The sequence below is a fragment of the Luteimonas saliphila genome, assembly GCF_016774335.1.
Classification (GTDB): domain Bacteria; phylum Pseudomonadota; class Gammaproteobacteria; order Xanthomonadales; family Xanthomonadaceae; genus Luteimonas; species Luteimonas saliphila.
In genome coordinates this window covers 75,428-92,959 of the sequence record NZ_JAETWA010000047.1, presented here as the reverse complement: position 1 = coordinate 92,959, position 17,532 = coordinate 75,428, and the positions used below count along the sequence as shown (strand labels likewise).

Below are 17,532 nucleotides of genomic sequence, written 5' to 3'. Positions count from 1 at the left end.
GTTCCTGCATTCGCGGCGATGGACGGACTCAGGCGCCGCCGGTCGCGTCGTAGCCGGCGATGTCCTCGTCGACCAGCAGTTGCCGCAATTGCGTCGCGGACGCACGCCTCATCGGCTTCTCGTCGACGCTCGACAGCGGCGCCTGGCGCAGCGCGACCGTCGGCAGCACGGTGAGTTCGAAACCCAGTTCCTCCGCGCTGAACATCCATGTCGGGAACTCGCCTTCGCGCGTCCGGTCCAGGCGCAGGCGCCGGCTGCGCGATTCGGCCGGGATGCCGGCTTCCTCGAGGAAGCGGGTCACCGCGTCGGCGTCGTCGCTGTACAGGTGCAGCGAGATCGGCGAGCGCGCATCCGCGGTGCCTTCCAGCACCTGGCCGACCAGGCGCGGATCGAAGCGGGCGAAGAACTCCAGCGCCCGCAGCGCGGCCTCGCGGCGCATGCGCAGGTCGTGGGCCTGGCTGTCGCCGAGGAACAGGCGCTGGTACTCGCGCAGCGCGTCCTCGATCTCGCGGTTGCGCGGCAGCGAGGCGTCGTCGTGGAAACCGAGGCGCTCGGCCGCCTTGAGCTTGGCCTGGTGAAAGTCGCGGAAGCCGCCTTCGGCCATCAGCCTCGCGGCTTCGTGGGCGAGGCGGTGCCGGCGTTCGCGGGTGCGCGTTTGCGCGTGCTGGCGGGCGCGGTGCATCACGATCCCCCGGTACGGCGTCGCGCCGACTGTACCCCATGCGCCGGAAACTTCAACGTGAAAGGGTGGCCGCCCGCAGACCGGATTGACAGCGCCCACGGACCCGGCGCCTCGTGGACCCTCCTGTGTTGCGCTACCGCGGCCCGGCCCTGCGTTCGAGAACTCGGCTCCCCTCTTGGTCCCGGCACGGCGGGGCGGGGTGCGGAACCCGTCCGCTTCGGGCCGCCGACCGGCCTCAGAAGATGTCGAAAGCTTCCTCGGCCGGCATGTCGTCGAACTCGAACTCGTTCGCTGCCTGCATGCGGTCGAGGTCCTCGACCTTGACGTACTCGACGATGCCGCCACTGGAGGTGGTCGGCAGCAACTGGCCTCCGGCCGTCACGGCGACCCTGACCATCCCTTCCGGCGGCTCGTTGGCCGCGATCGGAACGCCTTCCAGCGCCACGCGCATGTAGTCGATCCAGATGGGGAGTGCGGCCCTGCCGCCGTATTCGCGATAGCCGAGCGAGCGGTTGTCGTCGCGGCCGACCCAGACCGAGGTCACCAGGTTGCCGCCGAAGCCGGAGAACCACGCATCGCGGTGGTCGTTGGTGGAGCCGGTCTTGCCGCCGACGTCTTCGCGGCCGAGCACCCTCGCCGCGGTGCCGGTGCCGCGCTGGACCACGTCGCGCATCATCGAGGTCAACTGGTAGGCCACCCGCGCGTCGATCGCACGCGGCGCCAGGATCGCGTCTTGCGGAAGTTCCGCGGGTTCGGCGTCGTCCTCGCCGGGCGCGGTGGTCGCGGGGGCGGGCCGTGCCGGCCCCAGGTCGAATCCGTCGACGACGTTCGCACGCGCCACCTGGATCGCACGGTCGCCGGCGCCGCAACCACGGCAGGCGACCGGCGGGTTCTCCTTGAAGACCAGCTCGCCGTTGCGGTCGCGCACCTCGTCGATGAACCACGGGGTGATGCGGAAGCCGCCGTTCGCGAACACGGCGTAGCCGCGCGCGACCGACAGCGGCGACAGCGACGGCGTGCCCAGCGAGATCGACAGGTTCGGCGGCAGTTCGGACTCATCGAAGCCGAAATGGCTGATGTAACGGCGTGCGTAGTCGACGCCGATCGCGTCGAGCAGACGCACCGAGACCAGGTTGCGCGAGCGCACCAGCGCCTCGCGCAGGCGCATCGGTCCGGCGAAGCGACCATCGTCGTTCTGCGGCCGCCAGTCCTGCCCGCGGCGCATCCGGAACACGACCGGCGCATCGAGCACGATCGAGGCCGGGTTGAACCCGCGCTCGAACGCGGCCGCATAGATGAAGGGCTTGAAGCTGGACCCGGGCTGCCGGCGCGCCTGGGTCGTGCGGTTGAACTTGTTGCCGGCGTAACTGAAGCCGCCCACCAGTGCGCGCAGCGCGCCGGTGTCGGGCTCCAGCGATACCAGCGTGGCCTGCGCGCGCGGCAACTGGTCGAGCTGCCAGCTGATGGTCGGCGGCGCGACCGGGCCCCCGTCGTCGCCGGAGGAGGCCGGCGCGACCGGTTTGGCCGGTGTTTCGATCCGCTTCACCCGCACCAGTTCGCCACGCGCGAGCAGAGCCGCGGGATGCTTGCCCGTCCAGCGGCTGCTCGCTGCGTCCAGGGTCACCGTGGTGCCGTCGGAGAGCACCACGTCCGCGGTCGCGTTGCCGGTGCCCAGCACGATCGCCGGCAGCAGACCGCTCTGCGCCGGAATCGGGCGCAGGCGCGCGGCGACGCTGGTGGGGTCTTCGTCGGGAGCGAGCTCGAAGGTCTGCTCGGGCTTGCCGGTCCAGCCGTGGCGATGGTCGTAGACCGCCAGTCCACTGCGCACGGCCTGGTCGGCGGCGGTCTGCAGCACCGGGTCGATCGTGGTGGTGACGTGGTAGCCCTTGGTCAGCACGTCGCCGCCGAAACGGGCCTCCATCTCCAGGCGCACCATCTCCGCCACGTAGGGGGCATAGGCCTCGACCGGCCGCTCGTGCGGCTTGGCGTGCATCGGCACCGCGCGCGCCTGGCGGTACTCGGCCTCGCTGATGAAATCGAGTTCGCGCATGCGCGCGAGCACGTAGTCGTCGCGGCGCTCGCGCGCCCGCTCCGGATTGCTGAGCGGGTTGCCGCTGGAGGGGAACTTCGGGATCGCGGCCAGCGACGCCATCTCGTCCAGGTCGAGTTCGGCCAGCGTCTTGCCGTAGTAGAACTCGGCCGCCGCGACCACCCCGTAGGAGCGATTGCCGAAGAAGCTCTTGTTGAGGTAGAGCTCGAAGATTTCGTCCTTGCTCAGTTCCTGCTCCATCTTGCGGGCGAGCAGCATCTCGGCGAACTTGCGGGTGTAGCTGACCTCCGGGCTGAGGTAGAACTGGCGCGCGACCTGCTGGGTGATGGTCGACCCGCCGGGCACGCCTTCCTTCGAGCCGGTCTTGGCGATCAGCCAGATCGCACGTGCCACGCCCTTGTAATCGACGCCGCCGTGCTCGTAGAAGCGCGCGTCCTCGGTGGCGAGGAATGCCTGCTTGAGCCGCTCGGGCACTTCCTCGATCCGCACGGGGTAGCGGCGCATTTCCCCGAACAGTGCGATCAGCTTGCCATCGCGCGAGTAGACGTACATCGGTTCCTGCATCTCCACGTCGCGCAGGCTCTGCACCTCGGGCAGCTTCGAGGACACCGTGTGGTACACCAGTCCGCCTGCGGCGGCGGCGACCAGTCCGAGTGCCACGCAGGCGAGCAGGGCCCAGCGCAGAAAGCGGAGGAAGGGGCGGGATTTCTTCCGGGGCGGCCGGTGGTCGGGGCTGGACATAGGCGCGCAAGTATAGAGGGAGCGGTCCGCTCCTTCCCCGCGCACGCAGGCGGACGCCCCCGCCTGGCGACCGCCCGGGGCGGGAGGTGCGCGGTGTCGGCACGGACTTTGCGTCGGGTGTCGCGGAGGGGCAGGGTTGGCCCCAACCCGGGCAGTCCGGCACGCTCTGGTGAATCGATAGTTGCCACCGGATGAAAAGTCCGTTATTTAATGCTCCGGGGCACGTTGCGCACGTAAGCGCCCGTGACAAAGGGGAAAAACGTGGGGCTGATCACAAAAAGTCAAGCACCGCTTGTCGGCGTCGACATTAGTTCGACCGCGGTCAAGCTGCTGCAATTGTCGCGCTCCGGGGACCGTTATCGGGTCGAGCACTACGCCGTCGAGCCGCTGCCGCCCAATGCCGTGGTCGAGAAGAACATCGTCGAGGTCGAGGCGGTGGGCGAGGCGATCAGGCGCGCGGTATCCAGGTCGGGCAGCAAGGCGAAGTTCGCGGCGGTGGCGGTTTCGGGTTCGGCGGTCATCACCAAGATCATTCCGATGCCGGCCGATCTGGACGACGACGACATGGAGTCGCAGGTCGAGCTCGAGGCGATCAATTACATCCCGTACCCGATCGAGGAAGTGAACCTCGACTTCGAGGTGCTGGGCGGCATGCCCGGCAACAGCGAGATGGTGCAGGTGCTGCTCGCGGCCTCGCGCTCGGAGAATGTCGAGATGCGCGCCTCCGCGCTGGAGCTCGGCGGACTGACCGCGAAGGTGGTCGACGTGGAGGCCTTCGCGATCGAGAACGCGTTCGGCCTGCTCGCCAATACGCTCAACATCCCGCGCGACGGCATCGTCGCCCTGGTCGATGTCGGCGCGACCATGACCACGCTCAACATCCTGCGCAACGGCCGCAGCCTGTACGCGCGCGAACAGGTGTTCGGCGGCAAGCAGCTGACCGACGAGGTCATGCGCCGCTACGGCCTGAGCTACGAGGAGGCGGGCCTGGCCAAGCGCCAGGGCGGCCTGCCCGAGAGTTACGAGATCGAGGTGCTCGAACCGTTCAAGGAGGCGCTGGTCCAGCAGATCAGCCGCCTGCTGCAGTTCTTCTACGCCGGCAGCGAGTTCAACCGCGTCGACCAGATCGTCCTGGCCGGCGGCTGCGCCTCGATTCCGGGCATCGCCGAAATGGTCGAGGAGCAACTCGGCGTACAGACCGTCATCGCCAATCCGCTGGCGCAGATGACCCTCGGTTCGCGGGTGCAGGCACATGCGCTCGCGCAGGACGCCCCGGCCCTGATGATCGCCTGCGGCCTCGCCCTGAGGAGCTTCGACTGATGGCCCGGATCAACCTACTTCCGTGGCGCGCGGAGCGCCGCAAGCAGCGCCAGAAGGACTTCGGCACGATGCTCGCGCTGGCGGCCCTGGCCGGCCTGGCGCTCTGGTTCCTGTTCAACATGTACTACAACGCGCAGATCTCCGGACAGCAGGAACGCAACCGCTACCTGGAGCAGCAGATCGCCGAGGTCGACACCAGGATCGTCGAAATCGAGGAACTGGACCGGCAGAAGGCCCGGCTGCTGGCGCGCAAGGAAGTCATCGAGCAACTGCAGGCCAACCGTTCGCAGATGGTCCACCTGTTCGATTCGCTGGTGCGCACCATCCCCGACGGCGTGATCCTGACCACGATCAAGCAGGAGGGCGAGAAGCTGACGCTGGAGGGGCGCTCACAGTCCAATTCGCGCGTCAGCAGCTACATGCGCAACCTCGAGGGCTCGGGCTGGATGACCAAGCCCGACCTGTCGATCATCGAAGCACGCGACGGCGTGGCCGGCCTGCCGTACATGTTCAACCTGTCGGTGCAGCTGGCCAATCCCACCGCGCCCCGGGACGAGGACGGCGACGGCATTCCCGACCCGGTCCCTCCGGTCAACGCCGAACCGGCGGCTCCCGCCGATGCTCCGGCGCAGGGTGGATCGCCGGCCGACGTCCCGGCTGCTGAGCCCGCCGCGGAGTCCGCGGCCGCGACCACGCCTGCCGAAGGAGTTGCCCAGTGAGCAAGAAGAAGATGTCGCTGCGGGAACTCGACTTCAACAACATGGGCGCGTGGCCGCGCGAATACAAGATCGGCTTCTGCGTGCTGATCGGCTTGCTGATCTTCGGCCTGCTCTGGTACGTGGTGACGCGCAAGAAGGGGGAAGAACTCAAGGGCCTCGAGTCCCAGGAATCAGCGTTGCGTGCGGATTTCGAGGAGAAGCAGGGGCGGGCCTCCAATCTCGAACCGCTCAAGCAACAGCTCGCGCAAATGGAGCAGCAGCTGCAGCAGATGCTGCGGCAGCTGCCCAGCCGCACGGAGATGCCGGCACTGATCAACGACATCTCGCAGACCGCGCTGGCCACCGGCATCCACAACGAGCTGTTCAAGCCGGGTCCGGAAACGCCCAAGGAGTTCTACGCCGAGAAGCCGATCGAGCTGAAGATGGTGGGAACCTATCACCAGTTCGGAGCGTTCGTCAGCGGCGTGGCCTCGCTGCCGCGGGTGGTGATCATGACGATGCACGACATCTCGCTGCGACCGCGCGGGGGTGGAGGGGATTCGCTGGCCGCAATCGGTCCGAACTCGAGTCTGGAACTGGCCGGCACGGTCAAGACCTATCGCTATCTCGACGAGGAAGAGGCCGCTGCGCAGGAGCAGGCCGCGGCCGCGGCTGCCGGGAGGGCTCGCTGATATGCGCACGATGTCGACAAAGAGCCGCTGGATCACGGCCTGCGCGCTTGCGCTCGTGCTCGCCGGCTGTGTCCGGGGTGTCACCAGTACGCCGGGCAACGCGCCCAATCTCGAGGAGTGGGTCGCCAACGTGAAGGCGCGCCCGGCGCCGCCGCTGGATCCGCTACCGGTCATGCAGCAATTCGAGACGTTCGAGTATGCCGCGCAGGATCTCCGCGATCCCTTCAGCGCGGTCTTCGGCGACGACGGCAGCGGGAGCGGTCCGCGGCCGGATTCCAACCGCCGTAAGCAGACGCTCGAGCAGTTCCCGTTGGACAGCCTGGACATGGTGGGCACGCTGCATACCGGCCCGGGGATGGTCGCGCTGGTGATGGCGCCCGACAAGGTGACCTATCGCGTGTCGGTCGGCGTCTACATGGGGCAGAACGACGGTCGGGTGACCAGCGTGCATGAAGATAGAATCGATCTCGTCGAACTCGTGCCGGATGGCGCTGGCGGCTGGCTGGAACGGCCGGCCTCGGTTGCGCTCGAAGACAATTGATCAGGGGAAGTCAAAGATGACCGTCACCAATGTGCGTAACCCGCAACCGACCCGGCAGGCCATCCCGGTCCAGGCGCTGGCGCTCGGCCTCTTCGCAGGCCTGCTGTCGGCTTCCGCGGCGGCAGGCGCACCGGCCGTGCGTGGACACGCGCCGGCGCTGCTGGCGACCGCGCAGGTCGCGTCCGCCGATCCGGCCAAGCAGGTTCCCGGCGTCGTCTCGGTCTCGGCCGTCGACTTCAAGCGTGGCGACGGCGGTGCCGGCAAGCTGATCCTGCGTTTCGACGGCGACGGGGCGAATCCCGACCTGCGCACCCAGGGATCCAGCATCGTCGTCAACATCGGCAACGCGTCGCTGCCGGCTGCGCTGCAGCGACCGCTGAACGTCGCCGACTTCGCCACGCCGGTGCAACGTATCGATGCCCGGCAGGGTGGCGAGGGTGCGCAACTGGTGCTGAGCGCGCAGGGCAACTTCGAATCCATGGCCTACCAGACCGGGCGCGATTACGTGGTCGAGATCGTCCCGCGCGCGGCGACCGCGCCCGATCGCGCCGTGGGCGCCAGCAGTCCCGACGCGGTCGCGTCCTCCGCGCAGGCGTCGGCGACCCGCGCCTACAGCGGCCGCCCGGTCACGTTCAATTTCCAGGACGTGCCGGTACGCACCGTGCTGCAGCTGATCGCGGAGGAGTCCAACCTCAACATCGTCGCCAGCGACACGGTCCAGGGCAACGTCACCCTGCGCCTGATCAACGTGCCCTGGGACCAGGCGCTGGACATCGTGTTGCAGGCGCGTTCGCTCGACAAGCGCCGCAGCGGCAACGTGGTGTGGGTCGCGCCGCAGTCGGAGATCGCCAAGTTCGAGCAGGACAAGGAGAACGCACGCCTCGCCCTGGAAGAGCGCGCCGAGATGGTCACCGAGTACATCCCGATCAGCTACGGCAACGCCGAAGACATCGCCAAGCTGCTGACCGACGAGAGCAAGACCAGCCAGGGCGGCGGTGGCGGTAGTGCGGGGGGCGCCGGCCAGAGCCGCGGCTTCCTGTCTTCGCGCGGCAGCCTGAGCTTCGACCGCCGTACCAATACCCTGCTGGCCATCGACATCCCGCAGCGCGTGGCGGAGATCAAGCGCCTCGTGGCCGCGCTCGACAAGCCGGTCGACCAGGTCGTGATCGAAGCCCGGATCGTCATCGCCAACGAGTCGTTTGCACGCGACCTTGGTGCGCGTTTCGGCGTGTATGGAAACAAGGACCGCGTGATCACATCGGGCAGCATCGCATCGAACCAGGGATACTGGTCCGATGTGAACGACCCCGACCTTGAAGGTCTTCCGACGTTCGTCAATCCGCTCAACTTCTCCAATGCGGTGACGGGGGGAGGCTCGCTGGCCCTCACCATTCTGGGCAACTACGTCAACTGGGACATGGAGATTTCCGCGCTGCAGGAAGAGGGCAGGGGAGAGGTCGTGTCCAACCCGCGCATCGTCACCAGCAATCAGAAAGAGGCGATCATCCGCCAGGGCCAGGAAGTCGGCTACCTGACGGTCACCGGCGGCCAGAGCAACAGCATCCCGACGGTCGAGTTCAAGGACGTTCTGCTCGAGCTCAAGGTCACGCCGACCATCACCAACGACGGCCGCGTGTTCCTGAACATGGCGTTGAAGAAGGACGAGATCGAGGGCTTCGTCAGCGTCGGTTCGGGCCTGGGCCAGGTACCGCAGATCAACAAGCGCGAGATCACCACCGCGGTCCTGGTCGAGGATGGGCAGACGGTGTCGATCGGCGGCGTCTACGAGTTCCGCGACCGCAGCGAACTGTCCAAGGTTCCGTTCCTGGGCGACCTGCCGATCATCGGCAACCTGTTCAAGAACCGGGGCAGAAGCAAGGAAAAGGCGGAACTGCTGATCTTCGTGACGCCGAAGGTGATGCGCGTCCAGCAGCGCTGATCCGCGCGACCTGTGCGGCGGACGCGGACGGGGCCTTCGGGCCCCGTCTTCGTTCCGGGATCGGTGTGCGCACGCAGACCGCCTGGGCTCGGGAATGAACCGGGCGGCTGGAATCTGGTCCAATGCGTGCTGACGCTCCACGCACAGGGCCCCATGGACATTCCGCGCGACGATATCCCCCGCCTGCACGCCGCCTTCGCCGCACTCCGCCTGGACCTGGCGAGCGAGATCGTCGGCCAGGCGGCGCTGGTCGAGCGCCTGCTGGTCGCGCTGCTGGCCGATGGCCACCTGCTGGTCGAAGGTGCCCCGGGGCTGGCGAAGACGACCGCCATCCGCGCGCTGGCGGCCCGGGTCGAGGCGGATTTCGCCCGCGTGCAGTTCACCCCGGACCTGCTGCCGGCCGACCTCACCGGGACCGAGATCTGGCGCCCGCAGGACGCGCGGTTCGAGTTCGTGCCCGGGCCGATCTTCCATTCGCTGCTGCTCGCGGACGAGATCAACCGCGCGCCGGCCAAGGTGCAGTCCGCCCTGCTCGAAGCGATGGGCGAGCGCCAGGTCACCGTGGGTCGCCAGACGTACGCCCTGCCGCCCCTGTTCCTGGTGATGGCGACCCAGAACCCGATCGAGCAGGAGGGGACGTTCCCGCTGCCCGAGGCGCAGCTGGACCGCTTCCTGATGCACGTGCGCATCGGCTATCCGGAGGTCGACACCGAGACCGAGATCCTGCGTCTGGCCCGCGAACGCGCGCGCGCCGTGCTGCAGCCGGTGGCGCGGGCGTTCGCGCCGATGCCGCAGGCGGACGTGTTCGCGGCGCGCACCGCGGTCCTCGACCTGCACGTCGCGCCCGCGGTGGAGCGCTATCTGGTGGAACTGGTGCTGGCTTCGCGCGATGCGACCCGCTACGACGCCGCGCTGGCGCGGCGCATCGCCTGGGGCGCGAGCCCGCGCGGTTCGATCGCGCTCGAACGCTGCGCGCGCGCGCACGCCTGGCTGGCGGGACGCGACTTCGTCACCCCCGACGACGTGCGTGCCGTGGCGCCGGACGTGCTGCGCCACCGCGTGCTGCCCAGCTACGAAGCCACCGCCGAGGGCTGGGACGGCGACCGGCTGGTGGCGGAACTGCTGGCGAAGGTGCCGCTGCCGTGAGTGACTTGGTCGCTTGCGCCCGCGCGCGCCGCAGCTCGGCGGGAGTCGCGATCGCGGATGGGGACCGGGCTCGTGGTGGCGAGCCGTGCCGCCTGCCGGCGATCGGTCGGTGTCCCCGATGCATGCCGTGCGATCGCGCGACGACAGGCGTCTGAGACGCGCACGGTCGAGGCGATCCATGCCCTTTCCCGCACCCGGCGATCGAACGCGACAGGTTTCGGTCGTGCCCTCCGGCACGGACGGCGTCGTGCCGACCCTGTCCGAGCTCGTCGCGCTGCGCGGCGTGGCGCAGGCGCGGCACGTCGCGAGGCGCGGCCGTCTCGGCATCAGCGGGCCGGCGCCGTCGATGCAGCGCGGGCGCGGCATGGAATACGCCGAATCGCGCGAGTACGCGCAGGGCGACGATGCGCGCCACATCGACTGGCGCCTGACCGCGCGCAGCGGACGCATGCACACCAAGCTGTTCCATGCCGAGCGCGAACGGCTCAGCCTGATCGTGGCCGACACGTCGCCCGACCTGTTCTTCGGCACCCGGGTGCGCTTCAAGTCGGTCCAGGCCGCGCGAGCGGGCGCGGTCGCGGCGTGGGCGGCGCTGCGCGACGGCGACCGGATCGCGGCGCTGCGCGGCGGCGGCGCCGACGCGCTGGTGCCTCCCGCCGGGGGGCCGCGCGGCGTGCTTCGCGTGCTCGACGCCCTGGTGCGCTGGTACGCCGCGCCACCCGACGACGACACCGGATTGACCGTCGCGCTCGACCGCGCACGACGACTGCTGCGTCCCGGCGCCAGGCTGCTGGTGCTGGCCGACGCCGGCAGCGTCGCGCGGGTGCCGCCGCAGACCTGGCCATCGCTCACCGGGCACCATGAGGTGGTGGTGTTGCTGATCGACGATCCGATCGAGCGCGAACCGCCCGCGCAGCGGCTGCCGCTGCTCAGCGCGGGGCGCCGCATGGAACCGGATCTGTCCTCGGCTGCGCAGCGTCGGCGCTGGGAAGCCGCGTTCCCGGGCGCGGCACGGCAGGCCGCGGACATGCTGCGCGCGCGGGGTGCGCGGGTCGACATGCTGTCGGCCGACGCGCCGAGCGAGTCCTGGCTGCCCCAGGTCGGTCGCCGATGACCTCGGTCGACCTGCCGTTGCGCGACGTGCACGCGCCGGTGGCGCCACCATGGTGGCCGCCGGCACCGGGCTGGTGGATCGTCGCCGCGGCGTTGCTCGCAGTCGTGGCCGTGCTGGCATGGCGGCATGCGCGTCGCGTGCGCCGAAGGCGGGTGGCCGAGCGCTTGTTCGACGAGGCGGTCGCCGCGGCGCGGACGCCTCCGGGCAAGGTGGCGGCGATGTCGGACCTGCTGCGCCGCGCCGCCCGGAATGTCGATGCGCAGGCGGACACGCGCGTGGGCGAGGACTGGCTGCGATTGCTCGACCGCGAAGCGCCGCAGCCGGTGTTCGTCGAAGGCCCTGGCGCGCTGCTGCGCGATGGCGCATTCCGCGCCGATGTCGACGAGGGCGCGGTCGAAGCGCTGCGCGTGGTCACGCGCGCGCGCTTCCTCGACTGGATGGGCCGGCGCGGATGATCGAATCGGCCGCCGACTGGATCGCCACGCTGTTCGCCGGCTTCGCCTGGCCCTGGCTGCTGTTCGCGCTGCCGCTGCCGTGGCTGGCGCGCTGGAGCCTGCCGCCGGTACCGCAGGACCAGCCCGCGCTGCGCGTGCCCTGGGGACGGCGCCTGGACGGCATCGCGCGCCAGGGCGACGCGCGCGCGGTGCGTCGCATGCCGGTGCTGGCGTGGCTGGCATGGACGCTGCTATGCGTCGCAGCCGCCCGGCCGCAGCAACTGGGCGAGGTGGTGCAGCCGCCGGCCTCGGCCCGCGATCTGATGCTGGCGATCGACCTGTCGGGCAGCATGGGCGAGGAGGACATGCGTCTGGGTGGACGCGTGGTCGACCGGCTGACCGCGGCCAAGGCGGTGATCGCCGATTTCCTCGACCGGCGTGCGGGCGATCGCGTCGGCCTGATCGTCTTCGGCCAGCGCGCCTATGCGTTGTCGCCACTGACCCTGGATCGCGACAGCGTCCGCGAGCAACTGCTCGACAGCGTGGTCGGGCTGGCCGGACGCGAGACCGCGCTGGGTGACGCGATCGCGCTCGCGGTCAAGCGCCTGCGCGGGCAGGAGGCGGGCCAGCGGGTCCTGGTGCTGCTCACCGACGGGGTCAATACCGCCGGGCAGATCGATCCGATGAAGGCTGCCGAGCTCGCACGCGACCACGACGTGCGCATCTACACCATCGCCTTCGGCGGCGATGGCGATGCGATGTCGTTGTTCGGCGTGCCACTGCCGGGCAACGAGGTGGAAATCGACGAGGCGGCGCTGCAACGCATCGCCGCGGCGACCGGCGGTCGCGCGTTCCGCGCGCGCGACGCCGACGAACTCTCCGGCATCTATGCGCAGATCGACCGGCTCGAACCGGTGGCGCGGCCCGGGCAGCAGTTGCGCCCGAAGATCGAACGCTATCCCTGGCCGCTGGCGGGTGCGCTGCTGGCCGGCCTGCTGGCGATGCTGCGTCTGCAGGGCCCGGAGTGGCTGCGCGCCGGTCGCCACGCGCGTCGCGTGGATGCGGAGGCGGGCGCATGAGCGAGGCGCTGTCGCAGCTGCATTTCCTGCGCCCGCAGTGGTTCTGGGCGCTGCTCACGCTGCCGCTGCTGGTGGCATGGTGGCAGTGGCAACGGCGCCGTGCGGGCGTCTGGCGCGAACACGTCGACCCCCATCTGCTGCCGCATCTGGTCGAGACCGGTGCATCGCGACGCGGCATCGGCGGGCTGCTCGCACGGCTGCTGGCGTGGACGCTGGCGGTGCTGGCCCTGGCCGGTCCGAGCTGGCGCCAGGGCGAGGTGCCGCTGCAGCAGGACGGGCGCGCGCTGGTGGTGGTGCTCGATCTGTCGGATGCGATGCTCGCCGCCGACCTCCCGCCCTCGCGCCTGCTGCAGGCGCGGGCGAAGCTGGCGACGCTGCTGCGTGAGCGCACCGGCGGCGATGTCGCCCTGGTCGCGTTCTCCGAGGATGCCTACACCGTCGCACCGCTCACCGACGATGCCGCCAATGTGGCGATCTTCCTCGATGCGCTGGCGCCCGACGTGATGCCGGTCGATGGCCATCGACCGGACCGCGCGATCCACCACGCGATGGCGCTGCTGGCGCAGGCCGGCTACGACGATGGCGACATCCTGCTGCTGGCGCATCGCGCGAACGATGCCGCGATCGCGGCAGCGACGCGCGCCCGCACCGCCGGCTTGCGGGTGTCCACGCTCGGATTCGGCAGGCCCGGCGGCGGCACCTACCGCGCGCGCGACGGCAGCCTGCAGCCTTCGCGGCTGGATGCGGGATCGCTGCGCCGGGTCGCGTCGGCCGGCGGTGGCGCTTATGCCGGCTTGTCTACGGACGGTGGCGATCTCGCCGTCCTGGGCGTGTTGTCGTCCGACGCAGGCACCGCCAGCTCGTCGCGCACGCGCGCCGACGCGCGGGTATGGCGCGACGAGGGTTACTGGTTGCTGCTCCCGCTGCTGCTGCTGGGCCTGCTGGCTTTCCGTCGCGGCGCCGCCGTCGCGGTCCTCGTCGCCTGCCTGCTGCTGCCGTTGCCGGAGCTGCGCGCTGCCGGACCCGTGGCCGGCGCTGCTCCCTCCGGCACGCCCTGGCGCCGCGCGGACCAGGTCGAACACGCACGCATGCGCGAAGGCCTCGACGCCTATCGCGCCGGCAGGCACGAAGACGCCGAGCGGGCCTGGCGCGACCTGCCGGGTGCGGACGCGGCCTACAACCGGGGCAACGCGCTGGCGAAGGCCGGGCGCCTTGAAGAGGCGATCGCCGCGTACGACGAGGCCCTGGAACGGCAGCCGGGCATGGACGATGCGATCGCCAACCGGGCCCTGGTCGAGGCGGCGATGCGGCGCCAGCCTCCGTCGGGTCCCGGGCAGCCGCGCCAGCAACCGGGCGCGGACGATGAGAACGCGGGTCAGGGGGAAGCGGGTGGTGACGAATCCTCGCCATCCCGGCGCGAGGGCGCGCAGGCGGGCGAGGGCAACGGCGAGCGGTCCGGACCGCCGCCCGAGACGCACGATGGCGACACCTCGCGTGCGGGCGAGCGCGAGGATCCGCCCAGCACGCCGCCCCCTTCGCCGCAGGCCGAAGGGAGCCGCGACCAGCGCGAAGCCGACGAGGCCCAGCGACAGCGCATTCAGCAGGCGCTGCAGCAGGCCGCGGGAACGACCGACGACGGCGACACCGTCGAGGAAGATCCCGACCGCGCCGAGACCGAGGCCGAACGCGAGCGCCGCCAGGCCGGCGAGGCCTGGCTGCAGCGCGTGCCCGACGATCCGGGCGGCCTGCTGCGCGCGCGTTTCCGGCTCGAATACGAGCGTCGCAACGGACGCAGGAGTACGCCATGACCGCACGCGCCGCCATGCGGTGGATCGCCACCTGCCTGCTGCTGGGCGCCTGCGTCGCGCAGGCGCAGGCGGCGACGCGGGCCTGGCTCGATCGCGACCGCATCGAGGTCGGCGAGACCGCGACGCTCAACATCGAAACCGACCAGGCCGCCGCGCCGATGCCCGACTTCGCCGAACTCGTGCCGGACTTCGTCCTCAGCGGTCACAGCAGCAGCCGCGGCGTCGAGGTGGTCAACGGCCAGCGCCGCGCCCGCGTGCTATTCGCGGTGGCGCTGCAGCCCCGGCGCGAAGGATTGACGACGGTGCCGGCGTTGCGTGTGGGCAGCGAAACCACCGCGCCGCTGGCGCTGACCGTCGTGCCCGCTTCCACCGCGCCCGCGCGCGCGGGCGAGCCGGTGTTCATCGAGAGCGAGGCCGACAGCCAGGATCCCTACGTCCAGCAGACGATCGGCTACACCCTCCGGCTGTACTACGCCACGCCGCTGGTGTCGGGCCAGCTCGATCAGCCAGCGCCCGACGGCGCCGCACTCCAGCGGGTCGGCAGCGACCTGCAGTACAGCCGCGAGCTCGGCGGGCGGCGCTATACCGTGGTCGAACGGCGGTTCGCGATCGTGCCCGAGCGCAGCGGTACCCTGACCATTCCCGGCGCGCGCTTCGAAGGCACCGGCGTGGGCGGTTTCTTCGACGACATGTTCGGCGACGGACGCCGCGCGCTGCGTGCGAACGGCGCGCCGCGCATCCTGCAGGTGCGGCCGGTGCCGGACGCCGCGCCGCAACCGTGGCTGCCGCTGCACGGCCTCGAACTGCGCTACCTCGCCACGCCGCAGTCGCTGCGGGCGGGCGAGGCGGCGACGATCGACGTCGAGCTGATCGCCGATGGAGCCGCCGCCACCCAGTTGCCGGACCTGCAACTGCCGGCGGGCGACGGCATGCAGGTGTTTCCGGAACCGCCGCAGGTGGACGAGCGCTTCGAACGCGGCCGGCTGCGGACGAAGGTCACGCGCCGCTTCGCCGTGGTGCCGACGCGCGAGGGCGGGCTGCGCATCGCCGGTCCGCGCCAGGCCTGGTGGGACGTGCGCGCGGGGGTTGCGCGGATCGTGTCGTTGCCCGACCTCGAACTCGAGGCGACGGCAGGTGCCGCGACCGGCGCGGTGGCCGGCGATGGCGCACACGAGGCGTTCGATGCCGTCCGCGGCGAGGCCGGCGCCTGGCGCCGCAGCGACGTCTGGCGCTGGCTGGCGATCGCGTTCGCGCTGCTGTGGCTGGGCACGCTGGCGTGGTGGTTGCGCGAGCGCCGTGACCGCGCCGCAGGTGCGCCGGACGATCGCAGGAAGCCGGCGGATGCGGCCGCGCCACCGGGGACCACCTTGCGCGAACTCCAGCGCGTGCTGCTGACCGGGGACCTGGGCGAGGTCGAGCGCGCGCTGTGCGGGCTGGCGTCGCCGCCCGCGGCGGACCTCGACGCGCTGTCGATGCGACTCGACGACGACGCGCAGCGCGCGGCCGTCGCAACGCTGCAGGCTGCCCGCTGGAGCGACGGCGATGCCGTGGCCGCGCGCGCATCCTTGCGCGCCGCCTTCGCCGACGGCCCGCGCTGGCGGGCGGATCCGGCGCGCGCTCCCGCGCCTGCGCTGTTGCCGCCGCTGTATCCCGAGCGTCCGCGATCCTGAGCCGCTGGCGCGGGAGGCGCGCCAGCGCGCCTCGGATCGTGGTGGATGCAGGCCCGCGGCCGCCGTGGCGGACCGCTGCCGGAGGGTTTTGCTAAGCTGCGGCGTTCGTTGCAGCGGAGACAGCGTCGATGGGTGAGCCGAAACAGCGGGCCAAGGGGCGCATGCCGCTTCACTGGAAGATCGCGATCGGTTTCGCCATCGGCCTGGTGCTCGGCCTGTTCGTCCACTACGGCATCGGCGCGGACACCGCGTGGTTGCAGGGACTCACGCGCTACGTCACCACGCCGTTCTCGCAGCTGTTCCTGAGCCTGATCTTCATGCTGATCGTGCCGCTGCTGTTCTCGGCACTGGTGGTCGGCGTGTCGGAGATGGGCGACGTCGGTTCGCTCGGCCGGATCGGCTGGCGCACCCTGGCCTACACGGTCCTGCTCTCGAGCATCGCGGTCGTGCTCGGCCTGGTGATGGTCAACATCTTCAAGCCCGGGGCGGGCGTCGATCCGGTGCTCGCGCAGCAACTGCTCGCCGAAGGGGCGGAGCGGGCCCAGTCCATCGTCCGCGACAGCGCCACCCAGCCCACGGGCATGCAGATGCTGCTGTCGATCGTGCCGCAGAACGTGATCGGCGCGGCCTCCAACAACGCCAACATCATCGCGCTGATGTTCTTCGCGCTGATGTTCGGCGTCGGCCTTGTGCTGACGCAGACGCCGCAGACCGCGGTGCTCAAGCGCGGCATCGAGGGGCTGTTCCAGATCTCGATGACCCTGATCGGGCTGGTTATCCGGCTGGCGCCGTACGCGGTGTTCTGCTTCATGTTCAACCTCGCGGTGCTGTTCGGCTGGGACCTGCTGATCCGGCTCGGCGCCTTCGTGCTGGTGGTGGTCGGCGCGCTCGCGATCCACATGCTGGTGGTGTATTCGCTCGCATTGCGCCTGATCGGCGGCTGGTCGCCGCTGGCGTTCTTCAAGGGCGTGCAGGAAGCGATGCTGATGGCGTTCTCGACCGCGTCGAGCAATGCCACCCTGCCGACCGCGCTGAAGGTGGCGGACGAGAACCTGAAATTGCCCAAGAAGGTCTCGCGCTTCGTGCTGACCATCGGCGCCACCGCCAACCAGAACGGCACCGCGCTGTTCGAAGGCGTGACCGTGATCTTCCTGGCGCAATTCTTCGGCGTGGACCTGACCTTCGGCCAGCAGTTCCTGGTGATGCTGGTGTGCATCCTCGGCGGCATCGGCACCGCCGGCGTGCCCTCGGGTTCGCTGCCGGTGGTCGCGTTGATCTGCGCGATGGTCGGCGTGCCGCCCGAGGGCATCGGCCTGGTGCTGGGCGTCAACCATTTCCTCGACATGTGCCGCACCACGGTCAACGTTGCCGGCGACCTGGGCATCGCCGCGCTGGTGTCGAAAGGCGAAGCGGATACGGATCCGGATTCCGCACTGGCACCGATCCCCGAGCCGGAGCCCGCCCCGCGGGCCTGATCGCCACGCGGGCGCGAGCCGCCGGGAACATCGCCGCGACGCGTGCCCCTGCGCGCAGGAATGGTTGCCGGCGAAAGCGCACGCGATGATCGCGGTGTCCGCCACATGTCCCATGGGACATGGGACAATGGCGCGCCCCGGTT

The 17,532-nt window shown here is 70.3% G+C and carries 14 protein-coding genes; 12 read left to right on the top strand and 2 right to left on the bottom strand.

Going from position 1 to position 17,532, the window contains the following annotated elements; translation table 11 throughout:
* Positions 1-28: 28 nt before the first annotated feature.
* The gene (locus tag JMO03_RS18855) at positions 29-682 is read right to left on the bottom strand and encodes a hypothetical protein (RefSeq protein ID WP_202845313.1); all 654 of its coding nucleotides are present in this window, start codon (positions 680-682) and stop codon (positions 29-31) included.
* A 235-nt stretch (positions 683-917) separates the two neighbouring features.
* Positions 918-3,473 (bottom strand): penicillin-binding protein 1A, encoded by a 2,556-nt coding sequence (locus tag JMO03_RS18850; RefSeq protein WP_202845312.1) that lies wholly within the window; start codon positions 3,471-3,473, stop codon positions 918-920.
* A 261-nt stretch (positions 3,474-3,734) separates the two neighbouring features.
* On the opposite strand from JMO03_RS18850, the gene JMO03_RS18845 reads away from it, so the two are divergent.
* The 12 genes from JMO03_RS18845 (at position 3,735) to JMO03_RS18790 (ending at position 17,389) form a co-directional block, all read left to right on the top strand.
* On the top strand, positions 3,735-4,793 hold the full coding sequence (locus JMO03_RS18845; RefSeq protein ID WP_202845311.1) for a type IV pilus assembly protein PilM: 1,059 nt from the start codon (positions 3,735-3,737) through the stop codon (positions 4,791-4,793).
* Complete coding sequence (locus JMO03_RS18840; protein ID WP_202845310.1) at positions 4,793-5,512, top strand: PilN domain-containing protein; 720 nt, start codon at positions 4,793-4,795, stop codon at positions 5,510-5,512. The genes JMO03_RS18845 and JMO03_RS18840 overlap by 1 nt, the downstream gene beginning before the upstream one ends.
* Complete coding sequence (locus tag JMO03_RS18835; RefSeq protein ID WP_202845309.1) at positions 5,509-6,183, top strand: type 4a pilus biogenesis protein PilO; 675 nt, start codon at positions 5,509-5,511, stop codon at positions 6,181-6,183. The genes JMO03_RS18840 and JMO03_RS18835 overlap by 4 nt, the downstream gene beginning before the upstream one ends.
* A gap of 10 nt (positions 6,184-6,193) precedes the next feature.
* On the top strand, positions 6,194-6,724 hold the full coding sequence (locus JMO03_RS18830; RefSeq protein WP_202845516.1) for a pilus assembly protein PilP: 531 nt from the start codon (positions 6,194-6,196) through the stop codon (positions 6,722-6,724).
* Positions 6,725-6,740: 16 nt separating this feature from the next.
* Positions 6,741-8,663, top strand: a complete 1,923-nt coding sequence (locus JMO03_RS18825; RefSeq protein ID WP_202845308.1) for a type IV pilus secretin PilQ — start codon at positions 6,741-6,743, stop codon at positions 8,661-8,663.
* A gap of 153 nt (positions 8,664-8,816) precedes the next feature.
* Positions 8,817-9,809, top strand: coding sequence for an AAA family ATPase (locus JMO03_RS18820; RefSeq protein WP_202845307.1), 993 nt, complete (start codon positions 8,817-8,819; stop codon positions 9,807-9,809).
* 178 nt (positions 9,810-9,987) lie between these two features.
* Positions 9,988-10,923, top strand: coding sequence for a DUF58 domain-containing protein (locus JMO03_RS18815; protein ID WP_238346335.1), 936 nt, complete (start codon positions 9,988-9,990; stop codon positions 10,921-10,923).
* Complete coding sequence (locus tag JMO03_RS18810; RefSeq protein ID WP_202845305.1) at positions 10,920-11,378, top strand: DUF4381 family protein; 459 nt, start codon at positions 10,920-10,922, stop codon at positions 11,376-11,378. The genes JMO03_RS18815 and JMO03_RS18810 overlap by 4 nt, the downstream gene beginning before the upstream one ends.
* Positions 11,375-12,436 (top strand): vWA domain-containing protein, encoded by a 1,062-nt coding sequence (locus JMO03_RS18805; protein ID WP_202845304.1) that lies wholly within the window; start codon positions 11,375-11,377, stop codon positions 12,434-12,436. Before JMO03_RS18810 ends, JMO03_RS18805 begins: the two co-directional genes overlap by 4 nt.
* Entirely contained in the window at positions 12,433-14,244 is a 1,812-nt protein-coding gene (locus tag JMO03_RS18800; RefSeq protein ID WP_202845303.1) for a VWA domain-containing protein, read from the top strand. The genes JMO03_RS18805 and JMO03_RS18800 overlap by 4 nt, the downstream gene beginning before the upstream one ends.
* The gene (locus JMO03_RS18795) at positions 14,241-15,914 is read left to right on the top strand and encodes a BatD family protein (protein ID WP_202845302.1); all 1,674 of its coding nucleotides are present in this window, start codon (positions 14,241-14,243) and stop codon (positions 15,912-15,914) included. The genes JMO03_RS18800 and JMO03_RS18795 overlap by 4 nt, the downstream gene beginning before the upstream one ends.
* Positions 15,915-16,042: 128 nt before the next feature.
* Positions 16,043-17,389: a dicarboxylate/amino acid:cation symporter gene (locus JMO03_RS18790; protein WP_238346334.1), complete on the top strand. Its 1,347-nt coding sequence runs from the start codon at positions 16,043-16,045 to the stop codon at positions 17,387-17,389.
* Positions 17,390-17,532 lie beyond the last annotated feature (143 nt).